Source organism: Paenibacillus kribbensis, assembly GCF_002240415.1.
In the GTDB taxonomy this organism is placed as follows: domain Bacteria; phylum Bacillota; class Bacilli; order Paenibacillales; family Paenibacillaceae; genus Paenibacillus; species Paenibacillus kribbensis.
Map to the genome: position 1 here is coordinate 123,336 of NZ_CP020028.1, position 24,157 is coordinate 147,492.

Annotated in this window: 16 protein-coding genes and 1 pseudogene; 10 read left to right on the plus strand and 7 right to left on the minus strand. The window is 48.4% G+C overall.

All coding sequences use genetic code 11. The annotated features are described in order from the left end of the window. Positions 1-58 precede the first annotated feature (58 nt). From B4V02_RS00575 to B4V02_RS00590, 4 genes and pseudogenes are all read left to right on the plus strand, one after another. Positions 59-1,408, plus strand: a complete 1,350-nt coding sequence (locus B4V02_RS00575; protein WP_094153383.1) for a sodium-dependent transporter — start codon at positions 59-61, stop codon at positions 1,406-1,408. Positions 1,409-1,677: 269 nt separating this feature from the next. Then, on the plus strand, positions 1,678-3,633 hold the full coding sequence (locus B4V02_RS00580; RefSeq protein ID WP_094156913.1) for an acyltransferase family protein: 1,956 nt from the start codon (positions 1,678-1,680) through the stop codon (positions 3,631-3,633). 189 nt (positions 3,634-3,822) lie between these two features. Next, positions 3,823-4,779, plus strand: coding sequence for a polysaccharide deacetylase family protein (locus B4V02_RS00585; RefSeq protein WP_094153384.1), 957 nt, complete (start codon positions 3,823-3,825; stop codon positions 4,777-4,779). A gap of 6 nt (positions 4,780-4,785) precedes the next feature. Further along, positions 4,786-5,199: pseudogene (locus tag B4V02_RS00590) on the plus strand (Rpn family recombination-promoting nuclease/putative transposase); the annotation flags it as partial. A gap of 70 nt (positions 5,200-5,269) precedes the next feature. On the opposite strand, the gene B4V02_RS00595 reads toward B4V02_RS00590, so the two are convergent. The 3 genes from B4V02_RS00595 to B4V02_RS00605 form a co-directional block, all read right to left on the minus strand. Next, positions 5,270-6,397 (minus strand): glycoside hydrolase family 88/105 protein, encoded by a 1,128-nt coding sequence (locus B4V02_RS00595; protein ID WP_094153385.1) that lies wholly within the window; start codon positions 6,395-6,397, stop codon positions 5,270-5,272. Between the two features lie 50 nt (positions 6,398-6,447). After that, positions 6,448-7,980 (minus strand): MFS transporter, encoded by a 1,533-nt coding sequence (locus tag B4V02_RS00600; RefSeq protein ID WP_094153386.1) that lies wholly within the window; start codon positions 7,978-7,980, stop codon positions 6,448-6,450. 112 nt (positions 7,981-8,092) lie between these two features. After that, positions 8,093-9,442: a right-handed parallel beta-helix repeat-containing protein gene (locus tag B4V02_RS00605; protein ID WP_007433025.1), complete on the minus strand. Its 1,350-nt coding sequence runs from the start codon at positions 9,440-9,442 to the stop codon at positions 8,093-8,095. A 329-nt stretch (positions 9,443-9,771) separates the two neighbouring features. Here B4V02_RS00605 and lepB point away from each other — a divergent pair, with 329 nt between their 5' ends. Further along, positions 9,772-10,392, plus strand: a complete 621-nt coding sequence (gene lepB, locus B4V02_RS00610) for a signal peptidase I (protein ID WP_007433024.1) — start codon at positions 9,772-9,774, stop codon at positions 10,390-10,392. 63 nt (positions 10,393-10,455) lie between these two features. Here the strand turns inward: lepB and B4V02_RS00615 are convergent, their stop codons facing one another. The 3 genes from B4V02_RS00615 to B4V02_RS00625 form a co-directional block, all read right to left on the minus strand. Then, a complete protein-coding gene (locus B4V02_RS00615) occupies positions 10,456-11,658 on the minus strand; it encodes a GTP-binding protein (RefSeq protein ID WP_094153387.1) in 1,203 nt (400 codons plus the stop codon). A gap of 301 nt (positions 11,659-11,959) precedes the next feature. Then, positions 11,960-12,790 carry a carbohydrate ABC transporter permease gene (locus B4V02_RS00620; RefSeq protein WP_007433022.1) on the minus strand — a complete coding sequence of 277 codons (831 nt, stop codon included), beginning with the start codon at positions 12,788-12,790 and terminating at the stop codon, positions 11,960-11,962. Further along, the gene (locus tag B4V02_RS00625; protein ID WP_094153388.1) at positions 12,790-13,686 is read right to left on the minus strand and encodes a carbohydrate ABC transporter permease; all 897 of its coding nucleotides are present in this window, start codon (positions 13,684-13,686) and stop codon (positions 12,790-12,792) included. The genes B4V02_RS00620 and B4V02_RS00625 overlap by 1 nt, the downstream gene beginning before the upstream one ends. 121 nt (positions 13,687-13,807) lie before the next feature. Between B4V02_RS00625 and B4V02_RS00630 the strand changes: the two genes are divergently transcribed. The 5 genes from B4V02_RS00630 to B4V02_RS26380 all read left to right on the plus strand — a co-directional run bounded on the left by B4V02_RS00630 (position 13,808) and on the right by B4V02_RS26380 (position 20,482). Then, positions 13,808-15,667: a sensor histidine kinase gene (locus B4V02_RS00630; protein WP_094153389.1), complete on the plus strand. Its 1,860-nt coding sequence runs from the start codon at positions 13,808-13,810 to the stop codon at positions 15,665-15,667. After that, positions 15,660-17,306, plus strand: a complete 1,647-nt coding sequence (locus B4V02_RS00635) for a response regulator (protein ID WP_094153390.1) — start codon at positions 15,660-15,662, stop codon at positions 17,304-17,306. Before B4V02_RS00630 ends, B4V02_RS00635 begins: the two co-directional genes overlap by 8 nt. A gap of 106 nt (positions 17,307-17,412) precedes the next feature. Next, positions 17,413-18,717 (plus strand): ABC transporter substrate-binding protein, encoded by a 1,305-nt coding sequence (locus tag B4V02_RS00640; RefSeq protein WP_094153391.1) that lies wholly within the window; start codon positions 17,413-17,415, stop codon positions 18,715-18,717. Positions 18,718-18,997: 280 nt separating this feature from the next. Next, positions 18,998-20,026 (plus strand): NADH:flavin oxidoreductase/NADH oxidase, encoded by a 1,029-nt coding sequence (locus B4V02_RS00645; RefSeq protein WP_208618697.1) that lies wholly within the window; start codon positions 18,998-19,000, stop codon positions 20,024-20,026. 342 nt (positions 20,027-20,368) lie between these two features. Then, the gene (locus B4V02_RS26380) at positions 20,369-20,482 is read left to right on the plus strand and encodes a putative holin-like toxin (RefSeq protein ID WP_010347020.1); all 114 of its coding nucleotides are present in this window, start codon (positions 20,369-20,371) and stop codon (positions 20,480-20,482) included. A 180-nt stretch (positions 20,483-20,662) separates the two neighbouring features. Here B4V02_RS26380 and B4V02_RS00650 read toward each other — a convergent pair whose 3' ends face one another. Beyond that, positions 20,663-24,088, minus strand: coding sequence for a family 14 glycosylhydrolase (locus tag B4V02_RS00650; protein WP_208618698.1), 3,426 nt, complete (start codon positions 24,086-24,088; stop codon positions 20,663-20,665). Positions 24,089-24,157 lie beyond the last annotated feature (69 nt).

Genomic DNA, 24,157 nt, shown 5'->3' on the forward strand with positions numbered 1-24,157 from the left:
TTATTTATGTACGCATGCTTATGTTTATGCGGAAGTAGAGATGAATGAGGGGGATATAATGAGTTTGAGCAAGGGGCAGAATAGCCTGTCTGATAAAAATGAACGCTTCTCGTCGGCCGGATTTATCTTGGCAGCGATCGGGAGTGCGGCAGGACTGGGTAACATTTGGAAATTTCCGTATATTACTGGACAATATGGCGGAGCTGCATTTTTCTTGTTGTTTATCGTCTGCCTGTTGCTTGTAGGCTTGCCAGTCCTTTTAGCGGAGCTTGCGCTTGGACGTGCGGGTCGAGGAAGTGCTGCTTCTGCCATGGTCAAAGTGGGTGGTCATCCGATTTGGGGCAAGATGAGCATTATGTTTGTTATCGTGCCATTTGTTATTTTGTCGTTTTATGCCATTGTAGGAGGCTGGACACTGCACTATGCCGTAGAGGCATTCAGTGGAAGTCTGTTTTCAAATAATGATTTTGCTGGACAGTTCGCCTCCTTTTCCTCGGGCTACGCTCCGTTGGTTTGGCTGTTGATTGTTTTTGCATTTACAGCAGTCGTGGTTACGCTTGGGGTATCGAACGGGATTGAAAAGTTTAATAAAATTTTGATTCCCGCCAAGGTTATCCTGTTGCTCGTGTTAATGATAAATGCACTTATGCTGCCAGGTGCGAGTGGGGGCGTATCCTTCTTCCTGAATCCTGACTTCTCTAAACTTAGCATAGAGTCTGCATTGGTTGCTTTGGGACATGCCTTCTTCTCGCTCTCACTGGGGATGGGGATTATGGTCACGTACGGTGCTTATGTGGATCGTCGACAATCGCTGGGTGGAGCCATGCTGGCAGTTGGTGGCGGGGATTTAATCTATGCATTTATCGCAGGTATGATTATTTTCCCTACAACCTTTTCCTTTGGAATTAACCCAGCTCAAGGGCCGTCTCTGGTCTTTATTGCTTTACCGGCTGCGTTCTCTGCCATGCCTTTCGGTGCTTTCTTTGGCGGGTTGTTCTTCGTACTGCTGGCGGTTGCTGCATTAGGTTCTATGGTATCCTTGCTGGAAGTACCCGTAGCCTATGTTATGGAACGGTTCCGTTGGAGCCGGGTTCGCTCGGTTATCATCGTATCTGTCCTGTGCCTGATGCTGGGTGTCCCTTCTGCATTGTCCATGGGACTGGTTCCGGAATTAAAAGTCGGCGACAAATCCTTCTTTGATTTCGTTGACTTCACAGCTTCCAACATCTTCTTGCCGTTAGGCGGCTTGCTGATTGTTATATTCACAGGTTACTACTGGAAGACTGCGGGTGAGCATGCGAATCTCAAACCCTTCTGGTTCCGCGTATGGTTGTTCGGTCTTCGGTATGTTGCACCGATCCTGATGCTGCTGGTCTTCCTGCACACCTCAGGAATTATCAAATTTTAAGCAAAACCAACAAAAAGGTATTTTCTTCCCAAGGGAAGAGATACCTTTTTTTGTATATCTATCAGTGCTTACCTAACTGTGGAAAGGGGTGATATAATAAAAACATTGTCATTAATTTTAACTTCAATGAAATCATTACGATTATGAAGTTCTATATAATGAACAAAAAGGCTACAGGGCATCGCACAGACGATGTGCAGGAGAGGGAAAGGGCAGAAGAGATTGGAACAGACAGGGAGCTTGAGTTTGCAAGAAGGACGGCGGCTGAAATGAAATTGAATCGGTTGCCATCACAACGTCGTTATATGCCAGGCTTGGATGGATTAAGAGCGCTGGCGGTCATCGCAGTTATTGTGTATCATCTGAATCCGGGCTGGTTGCCGGGTGGTTTGTTGGGTGTAGGCGTGTTTTTTACTTTGTCAGGGTATTTGATTACCGATATTTTGGTCAGTCAGTGGGATACATATCATAGCTTTAAAATGAAAGATTTCTGGCTGCGTCGTGCCAGAAGGCTGCTGCCTGCCATGTTGACGGTTGTGGCTGTCATTGTTCTGTGCTCGCTGCTTTTCGATCCGTCACGGCTTACAGCCTTGCGCGGAGATGTACCTGCCGCTTTAGTGTATATGAGCAACTGGTGGTTTATTTTTCATCAGGTTTCGTACTTTGAAAGCTTTGGGCCACCTTCTCCACTCGGACATCTGTGGTCGCTGGCGGTGGAGGAGCAATTCTATATTTTGTGGCCGCTGCTGCTGGCGCTGGGGCTTAAATGCATGCCAAGGCGCAGTGCACTCGCCGGCTGGGTGGCAAGTCTGGCGTTAATCTCTGCGCTTCTGATGGCCGTGATTTACGTACCGGGAAGCGATCCGAGCCGGGTGTATTATGGCACGGATACGCGCGGGTTCGCACTGCTCATCGGTGCAGCGCTGGCCCTGGTATGGCCGAGCGGCAAGCTGAAAGAGCAGACCTCAGCCAAGGCGCGGTTGCTTTTGGATAGCATCGGCGCCATTAGCTTGCTGCTGCTTTGTCACTGGGCGTGGGCCTCGAATGAATATGACCCGTCTCTGTACCGGGGTGGTTTGTTAGGCATCGCGCTGGTCACTGCTATTGTAGTCGCAGCATTGGCACATCCGGTGAGCCATCTCGGCCGACTGCTGGGACTCAAGCCCTTGCGCTGGATTGGCGCCCGTTCCTACGGGCTGTATCTGTGGCATGTTCCGGTGATCACACTGACGACACCTCAGGTGGATACCGATGGTGTGCATGTCACGCGAATTATTGTACAACTGTTAGCTACCATACTTCTGGCGTCACTCTCGTATAAATATATCGAGGAGCCGATCCGCCACAGGGGATTCCGTAGCTGGCTTGCGGGAATCCGTTCAGCGGTTCGCAGACAGGCACGGTGGAGATGGATACCTGCAACTGCAGCATCTATGCTTGTTGTAGGCGTGCTTGCAGGTGCTGTTCACCTGTACGTGGCGTCTCCTGACGCAACGATACAGGCAGCATCAAGCGATGAGAAGCCTATTGCGAAGTCAAAGGCGATACCTCCGCTTCATGGAACGGTATCCGTGGCTTCCAGAGAGTCCCAAGTCAAGCCGCCGCAAGCATCCCAAGGCAGCAAGGAGCAGACTCCAGCGTCGACCGGGCCCCAAACGCCCCAAAATACGGCGGTCAAGGCTGGGACTACCGATAACCTTACGACACCGTCGGATACTTCAACCCAACAAGCTGCGCCTGCGACAGTTGATGGCTCAAGTGTGACTGCGATTGGGGACTCGGTCATGCTGGATGTGCAGTCGTACATTGAGGAATCCTTCCCAGGCGCTGTTGTAGATGGGAGGATCGGCCGTCAGATGGCGGAAGCGCCTGCCGTGCTGGAGCAGCTGAGGCAGAATGGGCAGCTGGGGAAGACGGTTATTATTGAGCTGGGCACGAACGGTGCTTTTACCAAGGACCAGCTATCCAATCTGCTGGCCAGTCTGAAGGATGCGAAGCGTATTATACTTGTGAATACCCGTGTACCACGACCGTGGGAGAGCATTGTGAACAAGCATCTTGCCGAAGCGGCCTCCCAGGACTCACGAATTACGATGATCGATTGGTACGGAGCCAGCTCTGGTAAAAACTCATACTTCGAACATGACGGAGTCCATTTGAAACCCAAGGGCGCTAAAGCCTATGCGTCTTTGCTGGCTCAGGCCCTAACGAAGCAATCTTCATGATTGGCAATCATACTTCATACATTTCTTTAAGCAATGTAAGTGAAAAACCACCGGGAGTAGGCTATCCCCTGATCCGGTGGTTTTTCTTATTTAGTATCCGAAGGGAAGCGCACTTTGTGGTAAAGTAACCTATGTAAATATGTCTATATTGAGAGAAATATTAAATGTGGTGTGGAGGTACATAAGCTTATGGAAAAGGGCTATTCACATAGTAGGGCAAGCGAGTACCGCTCAAAGAGGAACAGAAGAAGACTCGTGTTGGCTGCTATTTTATTATTTATAGTGGGTTGTATTACTTTGATTACGATTATGTTTTCAGACAGCAAACCACCAGTGCAAACACAGGAGCTTGCTAAAAAGACAGATTCCGTAGCGCATGATCCATCTAAAGTAAAAGCAAATACGGATTCCAAGGGTAAAGCAACTTTACCAAAAGACGAGACCGGCGTTGAAGATGGCGCTTTTGTTGAGAAATATTTAAACCAGCAAATGCTCGGACAAAAGCCGGATGGAGCTAATGGAAAAAAGGTAGCCTACCTATCTTTCGATGACGGACCATCTGTGACGGTAACACCTCAAATACTGGATATTCTGAAAAAACAGAAAGTAAAGGCAACCTTTTTTATCGTAGGCAAGGAAGCCAATGAAAACGAACATACAAGGAGCATCGTCAAAAGAATCGTTAAAGAAGGCCATGCGGTCGGAAATCATACGTATTCACATAATTATAAGTATTTGTATCCTTACAGGAAAGTAAATACTGAGCGTGTTATGCAGGATATTGAAAGGAATAATCAGGTCTTAAAGAGCATTCTGGGGCCGAGCTTCTCTACAAGAATGGTCCGATTTCCGGGAGGCCATATGACATGGGAGAGAAGAGATCCGCAGGGGATGGCTGCATTGGATAAAGTGCTGCTACAAAAGGATTACCATCAAGTAGATTGGAACGTGTTAAACAAAGATGCAGAGGGTAAGCCCAAGAAAGCAGCCGCATTAATAAACCAATTCATAAAGTCAGTAAAAGGTCGGGAAAAGGCCATAATCTTAATGCATGATACCTATGGCAAGGAAGAAACTGCAAAAGCTTTGCCGCAAATTATAGAATATCTCAAAAAACAGGGCTATGAATTTAAGATCATGAAGTAGATAATCGATATTGAGCTACATTTTCTGGAGTTGCCAAAACTGGACGATCACGCGGTTCCCGTTGAAAATGGTGGATTGGTCAACTGGTTACTATTTTTAAAGGGCGCCGATAAATCCAATTGGGAGGTGCTGAAGATGAATGAGCCTGTATTAAAGAAAGCAATGGATACGTTAGAATTTCTTAGTCAGGATACAGAAGCTCGCCGATTATATGAGGATAGACAGAAATACTTGCATGATGAAGCTTCTATGATTGAAGGAGCGCTAGCTGAAGGCGAGGCTCGTGGTGAGGCTCTAGGTAAACGGAAGAAGGCGGTTGAAATGGTCAAAGAACTTCTTGCTTTGGGAGTTGAAATTTCCATTATAGTAAGAGCCTCTGGGCTGTCTGAGTCAGAGATTTTGGCTTTAAAAAATAAATGATGGATCGCAAAAGGACGAGGGTCATTAGCCCTCGTCCTTTGTATTGCAGCATATGGAGTTGCTCTCTGCTTTAGATCCGCTCTGCTTCACCCATCGCCTGAATAAAAGCACCGATCCCTTTAGGATCGTTGGTTACAATAGGCTCGCTGATATAGTAGGCGAATGTACCGTCCCGACGATCTTTACCGCCCAGGCCGCTTACTTGCACCGTTTTGTTCAGATTCACAAGTCCTTCTTCGGTAATCGTAATAAATTCATCGATAATTCCCTTGCGGATGATTTCCGCTTCTTGACGATAATGCTCTGGCAGATAGCCTTTGCGCACGCCTTTGGCGATCGCATACAGAATCATGCAGGAAGCGGATGCTTCCAGATAATTACCTTTCACGTGGCCCAGATTGAGCACCTGATAAAAGACGCCGCTAGCTTCATCTTGGACCTTCAGCAGAGCTTCCAGTGTTTCTGTCAGCATATTGATCAAGGCAGGAAAATCTGCATGATCCTCCGGAATATAGTCCAGTACGTCAACGAGTGCCATGACAAACCAGCCCATCGAGCGGCCCCAGAAGTTTTTGGAACAGCCTGTCTCCGGGTTGCACCAAGGCTGCTCATGCTTCTCATCCCAAGCGTGGTAGAGCAGACCTGTTTCTGGGTCACGCGTATGCTTGTAGCATAGCTTGAATTGCAGGGTCACATCGTCAAACTCTGATGGATCTCCGAATTCGCGGATAAATTCAGCGTAGAACGGTGCACCCATGTACAGGCCATCCAGCCAAATTTGGTATGGATAGATTTGCTTATGCCAAAATGCGCCCTCGCTGGTGCGCGGATGTTTTTCCAGCTGACTGCGTAATTGGTAAGCTGCCTTTTTATAACGTTCATCCCCTGTGGCACGATACAGAGTGAAGAGCAGCTTACCGTTGTTTACGTGGTCAATGTTGAACTCATCTACTTTATAGCGCTGAATGACGCCATTTTCGTCAACAAAATGATCCATTTGTTTCTTTACATATTCCATATACTTGGGATTACCTGTTAGCTCGCCAACCCATTCCAGGCCTTTATAAATGACACCGTGGTCATATTCCCATTTTTCAAAAAATTCAGGACTACGTGCCAGTACAGAGTCGCTCATGCGTACAGCCCAGGAATCTGTTTTTGTCGGATTGGTCGTTGGTTGTGATATCGGATTTGCCATGATACAGTCACCTCTTTGGAAAATGTTCGATCGATGATCGTTGTTCTGGTTTACATGGACGGAGTATGTGTCTTAGGGTCAACGGGTTTGTTCTTGAAGCCTACATTGTTGTTGCCCCAGCACCGATCGTAATTAAACCCTGTCAGCTGTTCGAACACCTTACGTGCTTCCGGCTTGGCTGATTTCATGGAGCCCCCGTTTTTGAGACGATCAATTTCAGCGATGAGCTTCTTGTGGCTGTCAATGTCCAGCTTCATGATGACGGAAGCAATCATACCGATGATCGCCAGAGCGATCGTGCCGACGACGAGTACATAAAAGATGGCGTGCTGAGCAGCAAGCGGTTGGGTATCGGCTCCGGATACGAAGCCATAGTGCTGTAACACCCAGCCGAGAATGAAGACGACAACGGCCCGCACCATTTTGCCAGCAAACGTCATCATACCCGCGTAAATGCCCTCGCGGCGACGACCAGTCAGTGCTTCATCTACATCGGCAAGGAACGTATATTGGTTCCAGGGAATGTAGTAGACACCGCCTGTACCAAGTCCCATGAAGAGTGTGACCACGTACAACCACATCATCATATTGGAGGCACCTGTCAAGTAGAGCACGCCGTAGCCCAATACGCTGAAGCAAACGATGACGAGTGCGGCGATGAAAGGCATACGGAAGCCTTTGCGCACGCAAAATTGAATGAACAAATAGGTGGAAATCAGTTGAATTACAGAGTTAAAGCTGTTGAGATTGGATACCATCTCCGAGCTTTGGAACAAGGAGAAGACAATAAAGTACGTGAAGGCAGATGTGAACAGCCACTCGGCTGAAAAGCCCCCTAAATACATACCGAGATGATGACGGAATGTTTTCACCCGGAAGGTCGATGAAATATCGACGAAGAGCTTTTTCATGGAATCAATAAAAGAGAGAGGAGCCTCGCCTTCCAATTCCTTCTGCAGCTCCTCGTCGGGACGCTCCCAGGAGTTTTTGTACAAAAATGCCATAGCAATCAGCAGAATCGCTGCAAACACAAGCCCGGTGTACAAAAAGGGCAATGGAGAATCTTTACCGTAAGCGGCGATAAAGCGACCAGGGATGAAGGCAGCAGCAAAGTTGGCCATTTTACCGAACATTGCTTTCCATCCAGTCAGTCTGGAGCGAGCGCCGAAATCCCGGGTCATCTCTGCGGCAAGTGCTTCATACGGCACCATAACAGAGGTATATATCAGCTCAAACAGCACGTAGGTACTCAAGTAATACCAGAAGCCCAACCCATCTACCCAAAGCAACGGATACACGAGCATCAGCGGGATACCCAGCATGATGAAAAAACGGCGTCTGCCGAATTTACGGCCCAAGCGGGTTCGGTGAAAGTTGTCGCTGATGAAGCCCATGATCGGATTGCTGACTGCATCTATAATGCTGGCAACGGAGAAAATGGCTGCGGCCTGAACTGGAGACAGTCCGCAAAAGGTCGTATAGAAGTACATAAGCCATGCGCCGCTAACGGCAAGTGCGCCGCTTCCCAGCATGTTACCGCTTCCATAGGCGAGAGTGTGTTTCAGTGTGATTTTTCGTTCCATGGTCTGTTCACCTCATATTTTCTATGGTTATGAGGACAATCACCGGTCACTATATAATGCAGAATTGTCTAAGTTGGTAGATGGGCCAGGGCGTCCTGATTAGAAGGGGCTTTTAGCGCGCCCCTATATTGGTACCGCTCGGTGTTCCCGAGCCGATCAGATCGCTTCCCTTGGCCAGCTTAAGGAAATTGCCCAACTGGATGGAACCGTCTGCACCTCGTGTGATGGAAGGCGTGAGACTGACAAAATCGTCTGCACTGACTACCAGACCTTTGGCATTCGTTGATTTTTTGTTTTTCCACCAAACACTGGAATTGTCTTGATCTGTACCGCTTGTTTTGTCACTGGAGCTTCCCTCAAAGGAAAGATTATTGATGAACACGTGATCACCCTTGTCAAAAGCAAAATTACTTTGTCCATTGTCCCATGAGGTATTATTGGTCAACGTAATGCTGCCAGGGTTGCTATTGTAGGTGAAGCCATGTTTCTTGTTCTGGAAAGCAATACTGTTTTTCACGATATGGTTGACCTTGATTTTGTCTCCACCCAGCTTAAAGCCGTTGCCGTCACTGTTCTTGGTAGACGTTCCATCTGAGGTCTGCCCGTTGTGGTGGGCAACACTGTTCAAAATCGTTACTTCACCGATAGGGCCCGTTTCGGTTTTGCTATACAAATCCCAGCCATCGTCTACGTTGTACGCAGCCAAGCAGTTATCAAATACATTGCCTGGTCCTACAGTCAGCTTGGCAGCAAAGCCGTCGGCATCCTCACCATTATCAGGATCAGCGTTATCGTGAGAGTAGGAATTCAAAATCAGATTGTTTGAAGGCCACTCACTGTTGGAGGCGGTAGTGGAGTAACGTCCAAGCTGGAGTCCAGTATCCCGGTTGTGGTGGGTTTCCACATTTTCAATCCGGTTATTGCTGCCGCCAATATAGATACCGTTATCCCCGGCACCTTTGACTTCAAGCCCTTTTACCAGCCAATAGTCTCCGTTAAGCTGAAGTCCCCGGTTGCTTGAACCAAAGGCTTGAGCTGAAAAATCAAGCACCGGCTTTTCGCTGCCGTAAGCAACAAGCCCCTTGAGTGAGCCCTTGCTTCCGTTATTCCCATGCTGAACGGTGATCGTTGAGGAGTAGGCGTAGTTGCCGCCGCGCAGGTAAATCGTTTTACCTGGTGCAATTTGTGTTAGTGCTGCTTCAAGAGTGGTAGGACTGGATATGGTGCCCGGATTGGACACGTTACCATTTGGTGCTACGTACAAGTCGCCCGCAGCCAAGGTTGTGGCAACAGCAGATGAATCAACTGTGCTGGAAATCTCTGTAGAGAGGGCAGAGGAAGAAATGCTGGATGACGTATCTGCGTAAGCGGTTCCAATAAGGCATGAAGAAGCGAAAACAAAAGAAACACCGAGGCTTAGAGCGTTAAAGCCGTGTTTTGGACGGTCATTGCGTTTAAACATGTAAATTCCTCCTTATTTGAGTTCTTATTTTGAAATAGATAGCATATTTACAAGCGGTCCATGCTGTCTTTCGAGTAAAAACAGGACACCTCCTGGGTGACAGATTCTCCTACCCTATGTCCAAAACGCTCTAAGATGCATATGCACAGTGTAATATATGTTAACGTTTGCATCAACAGTTTTTTGCTGTTTTTTTGAGATTGTGAAAAAAAGTTCACACATTTGTTTCAACTAAAAATGCAGCTTTGCCAGATTGGGAAAATTTGATTATACTTAAACATTATACATATAATAGGAATGAAATCTGTGAGAAAAGGCGGGTTTAACGCATGGAGAACGGGAATGATTTGACGAATCCAACGTCTAAAGAATTGCTGGAAAAGCAGCCGCTAGCTAAAAGCGAGATGATAGATTGGCTTAAAGCGATTATTGTAGCCATTGTGCTCGTGTTCATTATACGTTGGCTGCTATTTGCGCCATTTATCGTTGAGGGGGCATCCATGGAACCGAACTTCAAGACAGATGAACGAGTTGTCGTGAACAAGATCATCTATAGTTTGCGTGATCCCAAGCCCGGTGAGGTTATTGTATTTCATGTCAGAAAAGAAGGTGAGGATTTTATTAAGCGTGTCATTGGTGTTGCGGGGGATCAGATCCAATACCAAGGCGACAATCTGTACGTAAATGGCAAGAAAGTAGAGGAGTCCTACATTCAAGGGGCCATCCAGAAGGCGCATGCCAAGGGAGAGCTATATAATAATGTGGACTTTCCAAACGGGACCATAACGGATTCCAAGGTTCCCGAGGGTTATATATTTGTCATGGGTGATCACCGCAATAACAGCAGGGACAGTCGTGCCATTGGCTTTGTCTCCATTAAAGATATTGTTGGACGTGCGGATGTGATATTTTGGCCGCTGGACAGTATGCAGTGGGTCAAGCACAAATAAATATAGGTTGAACTTAAAAGCTACCTATCATGCCACTGCATATTTTCTAGTTCAGCTTATATATTATATTTTTTTCGTAAAAGGGTCAGGCAGCTTCCGCCAGTCCTGTTCCATCTCTTCAGGAGTCAGCAGCGCCTCATCCAATGTACGTTCGATCTCTTCCCGGTCCATATCGATACCGATGAATACAAGCTTGGTAACCCGGTCGCCATATTGTTCATCCCAGTCAGGTGTCTTTTCAAAATCCTCGCCGAGATAGTATTGTCGTTCTTCTTCGGTCAAGGCAGATACCCATAGCCCTGCGCGTGCGAATTGCTTGGAGCTGCCCGCCTGACTGAATGTAAAAGCAGTACGGTTCTGCGTGGCGAACCACACCAGCCCCTTGGAACGGACAACCTCAGCAGGCCATTGTGCCAGCCATTTCAGCAAGCGTTCGGGATGAAATGGAATCTTGCGCTTGTACACAAACGAAGCAATGCCGTATTCCTCTGTCTCCGGTATGTGCTCATCTTTGTTCATTTCCTGTATCCAGCCTGCCGCTTGACTGGCTGCTTCAAAATTGAAGCGATGCGTGTTCAAAATTTCCTTTGGATCAACTTTACCGTATTCGGAACGAAGGATTTTGGCGTTCGGTTGAATGCCGCGCAGTGCTTTTTCCAGTCGTTCCAGCTCCTCCGGGGATACCAGATCACATTTGTTAATGATCAGCACGTCACAGAATTCCACCTGCTCTATCAGCAGATCAACGATGCCGCGTGCATCCTCCATCGCCACTTCCTGCCCACGATCCTTAAGCGAGTCTCTCGAATAGAAGTCCTTCCAAAATTCCGGCGCATTCACGACGGTAACCATAGTATCCAGTCGCGTCAGCTTGGTCAGATCTATGCCATTTTCTTCATCTACATAGCTGAACGTCTGGGCAACCGGGATCGGCTCGCCTATACCCGTGGATTCAATAAGGATGTAGTCAAACTTTTTGTCGAGCGCCAGTCGCTCCACTTCCTTTAATAAATCCTCCCGTAAGGTGCAGCAGATGCAGCCGTTGGACATTTCCACCAGCTTCTCATCTACACGCGATAATCCTCCACCGTCACGAACGAGATCGGCATCGATATTTACCTCACTCATATCATTGACAATGACAGCTACCCGCAAGCCTTCGCGGTTGTTCAGTACATGGTTGAGCAGCGTGGTTTTGCCGGCGCCGAGGTACCCGCTTAGTACCGTAACCGGTATTTTCTTTTCCGATTCCATCGTGTTTGCCAACGTAATCACTCATCCTTTCGAAAGTGTTTATGAAATGCTGAATATGTTGCAGTACTTTTCTTTTTCGAATTACTTAATAGTAATAATTACGAATAATAAAAACAGTAAATCATTAATGAGAGAAAATGTCAAGGAAAGGGAGAGGTAGCTGACGACAAAAGAGATGCTCAAGGCATTGGGGCGGTTTAAGGCTTAGTGCCGTGCTGTGCAGATGCACAGGCTCGATTATGATAAGGCCAAGAGGACTTGCGTTAATCACACGCAAGTCCTCTTTTTTCACCTTTATATTCATATAGCTGTCTCAGCCCTTTACAGCTCCGGCAACAACGCCTTTGACAATGTATTTTTGCAGAAAGATAAATACAATAATGGAAGGCAGCACAGCCATTACCATGGCAGTCATGGCATATTGCCAGTCTGATGTATACTGCCCAACGAAGGTATAAGCCGCCAGCGTAAGCGTTTTGGTGCTGGGTGAGCCGTTAACCATGAGGAGGGGCAGCAGGAAATCATTCCAAATCCACATCACGTCGATAATAACGATGGTGGCAGTGACTGATTTCAGCAAAGGGAAAATCACGGAAAAGAAAAGCCGGAAGCCCGAGGCTCCGTCGATCTTGGCGCTTTCGTCAATCTCGGCGGGAATGCCTTTCACGAAGCCGTGATAAATAAATACGGCCAGCGGTGCGCCAAAACCCCAGTACAATAGGCCAAGCCCCCAAGTGCTGTCCGCCAAATTCAGGTCTTTTGCCAGCCGCAGGACGGTTAGCATGATGGACTGAAACGGAATCAGCATCGGCATAATGCACAGCATGTATATCACGGAGCTCCATTTGCTTTTGGTTCGTGCCAGCTTGTAGGCGGCGATGGAGGATATCAGCACAATACCTGCCAGCCCAACCACCGTAATGATTGTGTTGTTCAGAAACAAGCGTGGGTAGTTAATAAACTGCCATACATATACGTAGTTATCCAGCGAAAACTGCTTGGGCAGCGCAATGACGTCGGTCATGACCTCAGCGAAGCTTTTGAACGAATTGTTAATGGCGAGAAACAGCGGGTACAGAAATAACAGCGATAGTACAATCATGCCCGCTTCCAGCAAAATACGTCCCGTACGGCTGCGTTGCATCAGGCTTCAACCTCCCTGCGTTTGAAAATAGTCAATTGAATGATTGTAATGATCAGTACGGCGACAAATAAAATCAAAGCTTTGGCTGTCCCGTAGCCGTATAGATTGTTCTGGAACGTGTCCCGATAAATATCATAGGCAATACTGTAGGTCGTACCTCCCGGTCCACCGCCAGTCAGGGATAAAATGACGTCGAACACCTTGATCGAATTGGTCAATGCCATGAAGACCGAGATGGTAATGGAAGGTGCGAGCAACGGCAAAATAATACTGAAAAACCTGCGAATCGGCCCTGCTCCGTCTACAATGGCAGCTTCCTTCAAATCATCCGGTACGGATTGCAGGCCTGCAATGTAAATCACCATGTAAAAGCCAATCGATTGCCAAATGGATACCGCCAAAATGGAAACAAACGCGAGTCCTTCCTCACCCAGCCAGCTTAGCTGGAAGATGCCCCAGCCCGTACTGTGCCCCAGTGATTCAAAGCCTTGCATGAAGATAAATTTCCATATAAATCCGACGATCACGAGGCTGAGGATGTAAGGGATAAAGAAAGCCGCCCGCAGCCAGGCCGAGCTTTTCAGCTTCATGTCAAGGACGAGCGCCAGCAAAATGGCCAGCACGTTCACCAGCACAATGTACAGAATGGCATATTTGACAGTAAACCAGGCTGCATGTGCAAAGTTGGCGTCTCCGAGCAGAATTTGCTTGAAGTTATCCAGACCTACAAATTTCGGATGTTTGGCAATGCCGTTCCACTTGGTCAGGGAATAGCGTATCGTCATCAAAAACGGAATATAAAATGCAATCGTAATGCACAAGATTACGGGCAGTGTGAATAAACCGAATTCCAATTTACTGCCCTTGTCACCCCGAGTTCCCCTTTTTTTCAGCATAATGCACCTCTTTTTCTCAACATTTTCCGATCTTTCGCTCCAAGCCGTTTGAGATATAATGAAAGTATAGGATAGCCTCTCGGCCGGACCAATGGATTTAAGAAAACAGTTGAGGGTAAAAATGTGTACGCTTTCAAAAGGGGCGGTGATCATGATATTAGAACGGGCAGGCGCGCTTCTTCGATCCATATGGAGGCGAATTACGCAGAAATTAGTGAACAAGCTCATACTGCTTTTTACCTCGGTGATCATTCTGGTGGTGGGCTCGCTCACGATTATTTCCTATCAGATGATTGAAAAGGAGTCAGTCAACCATAGCATCGCCAGCACAACCAATAATCTGCTGCTGGTCAATCAAAATTTGGAGGATTACCTGGAAGGGATGCAGCAGTTGGCGCTTCCGCAGCTTCGTTATAACGATATCATGAACGCGATTGCCAATGAGAACAATGACTATGCTTCGCGCATGGTCATTGAAAATTACTTGCGCAGCATGTTTTATTCGCGCAATGATCTGGAGGCCATCTATCTGTACGTGGCCGACCGCCATCAATACTATGTGGTTACTCGGGAGACGTATAACATTACGGTACGCAAAGGAGTTAACACGGATATTCCCAAGCTCTCCTGGTATCAAGAGGCGATGGCGAGCACGACCAACGAGTCGTTTCAATCCTTTGTGGGCTCCCGTTCCGATATGGGCTATGTGGCGCCGCAGGCCAGCTTTATGGCATATCATCGAGTGCTGAGGTCGATTGCATCCCGTCATCCGCAGGCGATGTTGTCCTTTTATTACAATACGAGCGCCGTCGACGATATCATGAAGAACGTTCCACTGGGCAAAGGAGATCATCTGCTGCTGATAAACCCCGAACGGGTTCCCTTTTATGTGGATAGCTTTCCGCTGTATGAGCGGATACGGGATTCGGGGGTGCTGGCACAGATCGGCAAGGGGGGAAGTGGACGGGTAACGTGGTCAGATCGCAGCAGCAACCAGGAGTATCTGATTGTTTATGATGCTGGCGAAAAGGAAGGCTGGCAGCTGATCAAGCCTATTCCTTACCGCCAAATTTATGAGGCGGCTACGACGACGCGCAATTGGAGCTACGTGATCGGGGCTTTATTTTTAGGCGTGTCTATTATTTTGGTGACGCTGACCTCGAACGCCATTACCCGGCCTTTACACAAGCTGTCTACCCAGATGAAGCGGTTTAGTACCGGGGATTTTGGGGCAGCGGCTCCTGTGAAGGGACATGACGAGATCGCGTATTTGTCGCTGCATTTTAACGAAATGGTCCAAAGAACCGAAGAATTAATTAATGAGCGCTATCGAATGAAACTGGTCGAAAAAAATGCCATACTCAAGGCACTGGAGGCTGAAATTAATCCTCATTTTCTGTATAATGCCCTGCAAGCCATATCCACACAGGCATTAAAGCGGGAGATGCTCGACATGGCCGATATGGTCGATGCCTTGGCCCAAACGCTGCGATATTCGATCAATGGCAAGGATATCGTGGCTGCCCGCGAAGAGCTCAAGCATATTGAACGATATATGGGCCTGCAAAAAGCAAGATTCGGGACGAGGCTGCGGTTGGAACTGGTGTGGGAGGAAGCGCTGATGGAACTGCAGATTCCGAGGTTATCCGTGCAGACGTTGGTGGAAAACTCCATCAAGCATGCACTGGAAAAAGTATCGAGCGATATCCTGATTGTGATTTCAGCCGAATCCGGTGCTACAGATGCCACCATTACAGTCAGGGATAACGGGCCGGGGATCTCGGAGGACAAGCTGAGACAGGTGCTGGATTCGTTCCATGAAAAATGGGAAGAACGGGAGAGCGAGCACATCGGCTTGAAGAATCTAAATACACGGCTAAAGCTTTTGTATGGAGATCAGGCCGGATTATTCATACTTGCAGATGAAACGGGAACGGAAATCAAAATGCGCATTCCCCAGGGAGGAAATAGTCATGTATAACGTACTGATCATTGACGATGAGGAGCCATTGCGCGAGGCCATTCGTATTGTCGGGGATTGGGATCATCTCGGCATCGAGCATATCTATGAGGCAACGAACGGAAGGCTTGGGCTGGAGATGCTGAGTCAGCATAACATAGATGTGGTCATGGTGGATATGAAAATGCCGGAGCTGAACGGTATCGAGTTTCTTCGTGCTATCGAAAAGGCGTATCCCCATCTGCTGACGATTGTCATTAGCGGCTACAACGATTTCGAATATACACGACAGGCGATACAGTCCCGGGTCGTGGACTATTTACTGAAGCCGATCCACCGACAGGATCTGAACCAGGCGCTGCGCAAGGCCGTGGACATCCTGGCAAGCCGCAAGCAAAGCGAAAACGAGTTCATCAGCCAGAACATTACGCTGAATATGTCGCTGCCCAAGCTGAAGGAGAAGCTGTATTTGTCCATTTTGGATGGCAGCTTCAAAAGACAGGCGAATACGACGCTGCTCCCCTTGATCGGAGCAGATCAACCGGGGAATCGCTTTGGAGTGAGCGTGCTGCGGTTGCTGAACAGGGATGAGGTTCGCAGGACACGTTTTCATGGCGATACCGAACTGATGGACTTTGCCGTAACGAATGTGCTGGCTCAGACATCGGACGAGCGATTGAGCTGCTTTAGCTTCCCTCACCCAAGGCGGGAGCGTGAAATCATCTCCGTCTGTACCCTGGCTCCGGGACAGGAAGAGCATATGGCTCTTCTGCTGGCACAGGTGACACAGAAGGCGGTGACGAACCTGCATGGGCTGTTCGGCATGGTGGTGTCCGCCGGGGTAGGCCAGCCTTGCGCAGATGTAGTGGAGCTGGCGTCTGCTTACGCGGATGCGAAGGCGCTTATTCACAGCACAGATGTGTTGAAGCTGGAAGGAGCATCCGTCCTTCATACGGCGCCGCGGCAGATGATAAAGTCAGAGGAAGTGCAGTGGACGGATCGGCTGCTGCTGATCCAAAAGGACGCTCAGACAGGCCAGGCGAACCGGGCAAAGGTACTGTTAAACGATCTGCTGAAGCAATTGGCATCCGGCTCTGTGTTCCGCTTGCAGGACGCGGATCGGCTGATCAGGGAGTTTCATTTTTTGCTGAGAGAAGCAGCGGTTGAATTAGGCGCATCTGTGTCAGTGTCTAGTCAAAAGGGCGCTTTTGGGGAAGCGGAACGGGTGGCTGAAGGCGAGCTGTCTGCTGATTTTACAAGCTTTGCCGACTACGGACAGAGGCTGACCCGGATGCTGGAGCTTTATATTGCCGGGGCTCAGCATGCCCAGGCGGGGAATCAGCCCTTTGATATATCGGATATCAAAAAGCATATCGACCGTTACTATTTTGAAGATATCAAAATTTCATTTTTTGCCGAGACTTATTTCTTGAGCCGGGAGTATCTGATGAAGCTGTTCAAGCAGCAGTTTGGTTATGGCATTCACGAATATGTACAGAAGGTTCGCATGGACAAGGCGAAGGAGCTGCTGAGCGATTCCAGTCTGAAAATTCAGGAAATTTCCGATATGCTGGGCTACAAGGATAAAAACTACTTCAGCAAGGCTTTTCGCAATTATTATCAGGTTTCACCGTCCGAGTATCGCGTGAGCCTGCAATAAACTACTTTTTTACCCTTAACGCTTCACTTATCTGCCTTTTTAAATCGGACCATATTTTTTAGAATGAGCGCATGGACGTTGATCACAAACAAATGGGGGAGTATCCATGTTAAAGAAGATGATGGCGTTGTCCGGCAGTTTGCTATTGACGGTCGGTTTGTTGAGCGGGTGCGGAAGCAGCGGTGACTCAGACGCGGCGAAAGAGAAGGCTGGCGGCAACGAAGAATTGAAACCGGTTACAATCAATATGTTCACAGCCTCACCGGAGTATACGGATGCTTTTAACGCGTATATTGAGGAGTATAAGAAGGTCAAACCTAACGTAAAGATCAATCTGGAAATCATGCAGGCAGACTATAACACGATTCTCAAGTCGAAAATTGCCTCAGGCAGTACACCGGATGTATTCCAAACGACGGCAGGAGGCGATATTGATACGTATGCTGATTATAGCGCCGATCTGACCAATGAACCGCTGGCGGCAGCCATGACGGATGCTGTTCGGGCGAATATGAGCTCCAGCGACGGTAAAGTGCTGGGATTGCCCGTGAAGGGAAACTTGTTTGCGCTGATTTACAACAAGGATTTGCTTGCCAAGGCCGGAGTAACCTCCCCGCCCAAGACGATTGCGGAGATGCAGGATGCAGTCACCAAGCTTGAGGCAAAAGGCATTACTCCATTTGCCAACGCATATAAAGAGTGGTGGGTATGGAAGCACATCTTCCAGCACTATGTAGATGCCGCCGCGCAGGACGCAGGTGTGGAGCCGAAGCAGCTCGTTACTGATTTTATCGCAGGCAAAGCCAAAATCAAGGACTACCCGGTGCTGTACAACAACTTCTTCAGCTTCATTGATTTGACGGTGAAGCATGGCACAGATAAGCCGCTGGAACGGGACAGCAATGCGGAAGTGAGTGATTTTGCATCTGGCAAAGCTGCGTTTATGACAGGTAAAGGCGCGTGGGATGAGGAAGCAATCAAGAAGATTAATCCTGATCTCAAGATTGGCATCATGGGATATCCGGTAAGTGACAAAGCCGAGCAATCGGTCATCATTACCGGGGCGGATCAGGCGCTGCGTATTAACAAGGATTCCGAGGTAGCCAAGGAAACGATTGAATTTTTCAACTGGCTATACACCTCAGAATACGGTAAGAACTGGTTCTCCCAAGTAGCGAAAGTGATTCCTCCAATTAAGGATGCGCCGCTTCCTGATCTGGAGATGCCTAAGGAAATGGAAAGTATTTTGAAAACATCGAAGTCTGGTGATCTGTCTGTCAACTACTCGCTGGATACGTTCCACCAAAAGTTTGGCGAGCTGATGCAGGCTTATATCAGCGGCAACATGAACAAGGATCAGGCGGTTGCAGAGATTGAAAAGGCCTGGGTACAATTAGGCTCGTCACAATAAGGCTGATTTTACAGAGACGTCCGCAAGGACGTCTTTTTGTGCTATGGAGAGGCTTTTGAAGGAGTGTTGACAAAAAAATATCTAATAATATTTAAATATTTACTTGCAAAAAGTTATTGGATTATGGATAATAGATTGTGTGCAATATATCTACGACATACAATATACATAATGACTGTACGGTGCAAATACGAGGGATACTCCGGTTGGGGAATCTCTTTGTTCCGTTTGGGCTGTGCCGATTTTGGTAGTACAGATTAGAAAAGAGAGGATGAACATTTTGACGAATTCGTTGTTTACACCGTATAAACTCAAGGATTTGGAATTAAAAAATCGTGTAGTCATGGCCCCAATGTGCCAATACTCGGTGACGGCCAAGGACGGGATTCCGAATGATTGGCATCATGTTCACTACTTGAGCCGGGCTATTGGAGGCACGGGTCTAATTATTATAGAAATGACGGACGTAGAGCCAGATGGACGAATCACGGACTATGATTTGGGACTCTGGTCAGATGAACATATTCCTGCTTTTAAAAAGATCGTGGACGGCGTGCACGCGCACGGGGCCAAGGTAGGCATCCAAATTGCTCACGCGGGCCGTAAAGCTGAGGATGCGGCAGTGCCAGTGGCTCCTTCTGCCATTGTCTACCCGGATGCGGGTTATAAACAGCCACGCGCACTCACCACGGAAGAAGTACAGGGCATGGTGCAAAAATTCGCAGATGCCGCCCGCCGTGCGGTTCAAGCGGGCGTGGACACGATTGAGCTTCATGGTGCGCACGGTTATTTGATTCACCAATTCCATTCGCCGCTCACGAACAAGCGGGATGACGTATATGGACAGGATTTATCCCGTTTCGGTGTTGAAGTCATTCAGGCTGTACGCAAGGAAATGCCTGCAGGCATGCCGTTGATCTTCCGCATCAGCGCGGTGGAGTACGTGGACGGCGGATACGATGTGGATCATGCCATTGAGCTGAGCCGTGCTTATCAAGCTGCCGGCGTAGATGTCGTTCATGTCAGCTCGGGCGGGGAAGGCCCGGCCGGAGCAAGAAAGCCGGGCAACTATCCGGGCTACCAAGTGCCGTTCGCGCGCCAAATTCGCGAGGCGTTGAACGTTCCCGTGATCGCTGTCGGCGCACTGGATGACCCGGCCTTGGCGCAGTCTGTTATCGGCAACGAGGATGCCGATCTGGTCGCTATAGGACGCGGATTGCTGCGCAATCCTTACTGGGGCACGCATGCAGCGGTCACGCTGCGCGGCGAGAAGCCTTCCATACCTGAACAATATCAACGTGGCTACTGAGGCCTAAGTAATCCCACGTTGTTTATATATAAACAGGCACCTGACGAAGTATACGCTTCGTTGCAGGTGCCTGTTTTGTTTTAGAGGACAGACATTAAAATGTAAGCAATCTTGCAATCGATACTCGTATGGATTAGTGTTCGAGATGTTGAGAGGCTATTTCGAAATAGAGAAATAAATAGAATATGTAAGTAGAAGGACGATGAGTGTCCGTATGAGGTTGGTTGAATTGAACTGTAAAATGTTGTCGCAGAACGACGGATTTACGTGCTATAATTCCAGTAACAACAGAATGGCTTAGGTGGGCGGTCGGCTAAGTCTCCCGGAAGGGAGGTGATGCCTGTGGAGGTTAAAGATGCTCTGACATTAATGATGATGTTCGGCACGCTATTAGTAGCGTTGATCGGATTAATCGTTACGATTGTTATTGCGTTAAACCAAAACAAAAAGAAATAGACCGCCCTGCTCAAGGGGAAAACGGTCTATTTCTGTAGATCGCCTTTGAACAGCCGACCGCTCTTCAAAGCGGCTGTTGCCAAGAGTAGGGATGTTAGCAGCATCCTTACTCTTTTTTAGTATAGCCTTCTATAGCTCATTTTAGCACATTTGAATAATCAATGTAACTGAATGCGGTTATTACTTGGTGAAAACTTTAATCTCCTTCGGAGCGAGCGTCACGGTGATCGAACCGTTGTTGATCTGAATGGAGTCGTTGCTTAGCTGATTGGTCAGACGGGTGCCGTTGGACAGATTGTCAAAGTTGCCAATCGTGCGGGTTTGGCTACTCCACGAGTTGTTGATAAGTACGATAGCCTCGTCGCCATTTTTAGAGCGCTGGAAGCTGTAAAAGGAGTCGTCTGCCCATTTTTCCTTTTGGCTGCCGTTTTGCAGGGCAGGGTGGCTGTTGCGCACACGGTTTAGTTTGGCAATGTACTGGTACAGCTCATGATTGGCGTTAAACACGACGTTTTCACGGTTGGCGGGATCATCTCCGCCGCTAAAGCCCTGCTCGGTGCCTTGATAGATGATTGGAATCCCGCGCGACGTCAAAGTAAAGCCCAAGGCGGCTTTGAGCTGTGGCCATTTGTCAGAGCTGGCACCAGGCTTGCCGGAGGCCTCGTTAAGGAAGCGTTTCACATCATGATTGTCGATAAATACGCCGTTCGTCTGGGCATCACGATAGTAACGATCATCCGAGTAGCGTTCCTTGATTTTGGTCATGGACTGATCGCGCCCGAAAACATCCTTGATCGTATAATACATGGGAAAATCCAGTGCGGCATCGAGATATCGGGTGTAATCGCCTACATAAGCGGGATCGCCGCTGTAAATTTCACCGATGGTAAAGGTATTGGCCGCTTGGTCAAAATCCTTCAGGAAGCCTTTGGGTACATGCTTGGCAGTGTCCACCCGCAGTCCGTCGACACCTGTCTCGTTCAGAAGCCATTTGATCCAGTTTTTAAGCTCATTGGCGGTATCGGGGTTGTCCTGATTCAGGTCATCCAGTCCGGCCACATCACCGTTTTCGATTTTCCATTGGTTGTTGGAGCTGTAGTCTGCCCCTGTGATGTCGCCATTGTGATGATACCAGTCTGCTTTGTCAAAAGGGGCCTTAGCGAAGCCGTTTGCTGGTTGAAAATCGCCTGTGTGATTGACAACTACGTCCAGCATAACGGCGATTTTTTTGTCGTGCGCTTTACGGACCAACTCTTTGAACTTGTCCATGGTTCCGAGATGCCCATCTACTGCATAAAAATCATACGTATGATAGCCGTGGTAGGCGAATTCGCTCTTTTGCATCGTAACCGGAGTAATCCAGATGGCGGTAAAGCCCATATTCTGAATGTAGTCGAGCTGATTGATTATGCCTTGAAAATCGCCGCCATGCCACTTGCGCATGTCGCTGTTGTTGGAATTGAAGCCACCGTAATTATCGTTTGATGTATCCCCGTTGCTGAATCGGTCTGTCATGATAAAGTAAATGCTCTGTTTGCTCCAGTCGGTGCCAAGGGGAGATGGATTGGAGGGATTACTCGGTTCAGTGGGAGTAGAGCCGCCCGAAGGCGACCCCGTTTGGACAGTTCCTGCGGCTCCGTTAGAGCCGGGTGTGTAGGTAGAAGTACCTGTGCTAAAGAAGTAGTTTTTGGTGTTGTTGCTGTCCCAGTTGTTATTGCCGTCATTAAAGGCGGCTTCCAATTGGGAAGCAGAACCGATATCGACGGTAATTTTAGCATAGCCGCTAACCTCGGCCTCCTGCATTTTCACACCGGGCACGGCAGTCCAGTTTCCCCCAGCCGGGCGGTAGTGAATGTAAGGTGTGTTGAAGCCTTTTTTGTAGTATACAGTTACCTTGTTGGTTGTACCGCCACCATCTCCGGGATTGGTACCCGATGGAGCGCCAGATGTGATGGTTCCCGCATTGCCGCTGTTGCCTGGCGTGTAAGTAGAAGTGCCTGTGTTGAAGAAGTAGTTTTTAGTGTTGTTGCTGTCCCAGTTGTTGTTGCCGTCATTAAAGGCGGCTTCCAATTGGGAAGCAGAGCCGATATCGACGGTAATTTTGGCATAACCGCTAATCTCGGCATCTTGCATTTTCACGCCAGGCACAGCCGTCCAGTTTCCGCCAGCCGGTCGGTAGTGAATGTAAGGCGAGTTGAAGCCTTTTTTGTAGTATATGGTTACCTTGTTGCCTGTACCACCGCTGTTATCGTCAGGCTTGGCCTTGCTGATAATGTACTGTTTGAATCCATTCATTTCACCGGTTGGCGAGCCGTCGCTGTTGACGAGATTGTTGATGCGCAATAGCGTAAAGCCGTGATAACCGAATTTCGTGATTTTTTCTTCAATCTTCTGGAATCCGCTGCCGCCTGTTGGGAGTGCATTTTCACCATTCAGGCGAACGCCCTTCGCATTCGCGATCGAGGAGATGGTATCTACCAGTGTGGACGGCAGGGAATAATTCGGTGCAGTGCCACTGTCATTCATCTCCAGTGCAGTAAAGGTCAAATCCAGATCGGCATCCTTGAATTTCTGAATGAGGCGATTGTAATCATAATATCCGCCAGCATGCTCTGTGCTGTGAGGCATGGCAGGGTTGTTCATCTGCCAGTGCAGGCCGGAAATCTTGGCTCCGATGCGGACGCCGAACACGGAATCGAAGTTCTTGTGGGCAGCTGCTCCGATGGCGCCCAGATGGTTTTCGAGCACGCTTTGGTACCACGACAGAAAATCCTTCCCATAGGTAGAATTATACCCGCCGTTCGTGTAAAATCCGTCCCCGTCAGTCGGCGGGTTGATTTGACTAAGGCTGCTTAGCTTCGTTCCCCAGGCCGCATTAATCTTGTCCAATGATCCATACTTTTCATTCATGGCCGTGCGGAACGCATTTTTGGCTGTTTCAGTATAGGCTTGGAACTTGCCCCGTGCCGGGTAGCTCCATCCTGCCGCCGGATAGTATGATGGGTATCGCAATTCGCCGGAAGGGCCGCCGCTTAAATAGATTTTGGGGATCATGCTTTTGTATCCGGCAAAATGTTCAGCGAACGAGGCATACAGTTCATCATATTGCTTGCCAGCCCCGCTCCATAGCGGCGAAAGGGCTTCGTTATTGACATAGCCGCTTTCATCCTTGAACTGCATTTCATCTGCACTGCCTTTGCTCGACAGCCAGCTTGGCAGCGGGATGTTGCAGTCATCCCCGACATTTCCCCCACACTTATGCGTAGAGATAATAGGAACCCATTTTAGGCCTACCTCTTTCACAGCGTTGGCATACGTCTTGTAATAGCTCCAATCGAACTGGTTATCTCCTGCGCTTTCCACATAGCCCCACCAGACGTCGGTGGTGATGGCATACACGCCGTTGCTTTTCAGCGTTTGCAGTTGCTTTTTGAATGCGCCCCAGTCATTGATTTTTGCCAGCGGTCCCATAACGGAAGCCTGAAAATCATCAGCAACTGCGGCGCTCGCCGTATTGGAGGGTGAGCCAATGAAGGCGGTTAGAGACAGCACAAGGCTTAGCAGAATCAGGCACCCTTTGTTCCATAGACTTCGATACAAGGTCAAACCGATCATCCTCCCCAAAGCATAGTCTATTTCGACAACATTTTGTAAACGTCTACAAAAATAGTATAA

Bases quoted from the DNA above. Each gene is read 5' to 3' on its own strand.
- B4V02_RS00575 (WP_094153383.1), top strand. From the start codon at position 59: ATGAGTTTGAGCAAGGGGCAGAATAGCCTGTCTGATAAAAATGAACGC.
- B4V02_RS00580 (WP_094156913.1), top strand. From the start codon at position 1,678: ATGAAATTGAATCGGTTGCCATCACAACGTCGTTATATGCCAGGCTTG.
- B4V02_RS00585 (WP_094153384.1), top strand. From the start codon at position 3,823: ATGGAAAAGGGCTATTCACATAGTAGGGCAAGCGAGTACCGCTCAAAG.
- B4V02_RS00595 (WP_094153385.1), bottom strand. From the start codon at position 6,397: ATGGCAAATCCGATATCACAACCAACGACCAATCCGACAAAAACAGAT.
- B4V02_RS00600 (WP_094153386.1), bottom strand. From the start codon at position 7,980: ATGGAACGAAAAATCACACTGAAACACACTCTCGCCTATGGAAGCGGT.
- B4V02_RS00605 (WP_007433025.1), bottom strand. From the start codon at position 9,442: ATGTTTAAACGCAATGACCGTCCAAAACACGGCTTTAACGCTCTAAGC.
- lepB (WP_007433024.1), top strand. From the start codon at position 9,772: ATGGAGAACGGGAATGATTTGACGAATCCAACGTCTAAAGAATTGCTG.
- B4V02_RS00620 (WP_007433022.1), bottom strand. From the start codon at position 12,790: ATGCAACGCAGCCGTACGGGACGTATTTTGCTGGAAGCGGGCATGATT.
- B4V02_RS00625 (WP_094153388.1), bottom strand. From the start codon at position 13,686: ATGCTGAAAAAAAGGGGAACTCGGGGTGACAAGGGCAGTAAATTGGAA.
- B4V02_RS00630 (WP_094153389.1), top strand. From the start codon at position 13,808: ATGTGTACGCTTTCAAAAGGGGCGGTGATCATGATATTAGAACGGGCA.
- B4V02_RS00635 (WP_094153390.1), top strand. From the start codon at position 15,660: ATGTATAACGTACTGATCATTGACGATGAGGAGCCATTGCGCGAGGCC.
- B4V02_RS00640 (WP_094153391.1), top strand. From the start codon at position 17,413: ATGTTAAAGAAGATGATGGCGTTGTCCGGCAGTTTGCTATTGACGGTC.